Origin of the sequence: Pseudovibrio sp. POLY-S9 (assembly GCF_001431305.1) — a bacterium.
Taxonomy (GTDB): Bacteria; Pseudomonadota; Alphaproteobacteria; order Rhizobiales; family Stappiaceae; genus Pseudovibrio.
This window is the reverse complement of the sequence record NZ_LCWX01000260.1, coordinates 26,576-28,393: the sequence shown is the minus strand read 5'-3', so window position 1 is coordinate 28,393 and position 1,818 is coordinate 26,576. Positions and strand designations below refer to the sequence as shown.

Below are 1,818 nucleotides of genomic sequence, written 5' to 3'. Positions count from 1 at the left end.
TCTAGAACGGAATCCTGAAGTCTACATGCCGGAAGTCACCGACACCGATCTTTCTGATGATGTTGTAAAGGTGGACCTCACACGCCCAATGAGCGAGATCCTTGGCGAACTGACCAAGCATCCAACCAAAACACGGCTTTCATTGAGCGGTCCGTTGATTGTGGCCCGTGATCTGGCGCACTCCAAGCTCCGTGATCGTCTCGAGGCCGGCGAGCCGCTTCCTGACTACATCAAGAACCATCCGGTTTATTATGCAGGTCCAGCCAAGACGCCAGAAGGTATGCCTTCCGGTTCATTTGGCCCAACCACTGCTGGCCGTATGGATGCTTATGTGGACCAGTTTCAGGCCGCTGGAGGCTCTATGGTGATGCTTGCCAAGGGCAACCGCTCAGCGGATGTTCGTCGTGCGTGTCAGGCTCACGGTGGTTTTTACCTCGGTTCTATCGGTGGCCCTGCAGCACGCCTTGCTCAAGACTGCATCAAGAGTGTTGAAGTGGTTGAATATGAAGAGCTGGGTATGGAAGCAGTTTGGAAGATCGAAGTTGAAGACTTCCCTGCCTTCATCGTGGTGGACGACAAAGGCAATGACTTCTTTAAAGAGCTGAACCTGAGCTAACTGTTCTGGTGAGATAATACCGAGATTGAAGGGCGTTCTTTAGAGCGCCCTTTTTCACTGCCTGCATTCATGACAATTTCATTCAATCACAATTCAAATTAGCCACATTCATGTTTCATTGAATATATTAATTAGCGTTTTAGCTAGATGCAAATTAAGCTCGAGACGAATGTAAATCAGCTTCGAATGGATCGTGAGTAAAACCCTTTTCCATAAGAAGTATATAGCAGCAGTTGTAGTCTGTATTACTTCAACAATTAATATATTTGACATTCTAAGCTGCGAGCGTCTCCCTACTCGCTGCATAAATTCCCTCATGCAAACGAGATAAAACAAACAACAATATCCCAGGGGGTATCAATGCGCATACTTATCGCGAGTGTTGCTCTTTGCTTCGCAGCACTATTTACCGGAACTCAGGCAGATGCCGCAGCGTCTGGCAAGTTCTTTGATCACGCATCCAAAAAATGGGTTTCCTATGGTTCTGCTCACCATGGAAAATCCCCAATCAAACGTAAGCAGGTCAGGTATAACGGCTCATACGGCCCGAACACTATTGTGATCAGCACAAAAGATCGACGCCTCTACCATATTCGCGGCAATGGCACCGCGATGGTATACGGTGTTGGCGTCGGTCGTCAGGGATTCCAGTGGTCTGGAACTCACCGAATTACCCGTAAGGCTGAGTGGCCAAGCTGGACACCACCAAAGGTCATGATTGAGCGTGAACGCCGTAAAGGACGCAATCTGCCTAGCTTCATGAAAGGTGGCCCTAATAATCCACTTGGAGCACGCGCCATGTATATCGGTAGCACCATCTATCGCATTCACGGTTCTAATGAACCATGGACGATTGGTTCAGCTGTCTCATCTGGCTGTATCAGGATGGCAAATGAAGACGTCATTCACCTCTATGACAATGTCAATGTCGGCACGAAGGTGATCGTGCTTCGCTAGACCAAGTAGGGCTGGCTTTGTGTCAGCCCTACTTGCTGAGCTCTCTGCTCAAACCACGTTCCTGCAGTTCACTCAGATATCGATTCCATAAAAAATCTTTTTGATCGTTCATTTCCTGAAAATAGGCCCACGTGAAAATTCCGGTATCGTGCAGATCATCAAATGTCAGTTTAACTGCATAGTTTCCAACTGGATCTACACCGATAATCGTAGTGTCCCGCTTCCCCGCAATCACTTTTCGTTGA

General features: G+C 48.0%; 3 protein-coding genes. 2 read left to right on the top strand and 1 reads right to left on the bottom strand.

Translation table 11 applies throughout. The features are described from left to right. Both PPL9_RS29135 and PPL9_RS29125 read left to right on the top strand, forming a co-directional pair. On the top strand, positions 1 to 616 hold a 616-nt coding region (locus PPL9_RS29135; protein WP_200962387.1), incomplete at its 5' end, for a FumA C-terminus/TtdB family hydratase beta subunit. 360 nt (positions 617 to 976) lie between these two features. Further along, positions 977 to 1,573: a L,D-transpeptidase gene (locus PPL9_RS29125; protein WP_057465994.1), complete on the top strand. Its 597-nt coding sequence runs from the start codon at positions 977 to 979 to the stop codon at positions 1,571 to 1,573. Between the two features lie 28 nt (positions 1,574 to 1,601). Here the strand turns inward: PPL9_RS29125 and PPL9_RS29120 are convergent. After that, positions 1,602 to 1,818, bottom strand: a 217-nt coding sequence (locus PPL9_RS29120; RefSeq protein WP_152986883.1) for a gamma-butyrobetaine hydroxylase-like domain-containing protein, incomplete at its 5' end; no start/stop codon positions are given.

Coding starts and splice junctions, on each gene's coding strand:
- PPL9_RS29125 (WP_057465994.1), top strand. CDS start 977: ATGCGCATACTTATCGCGAGTGTTGCTCTTTGCTTCGCAGCACTATTT.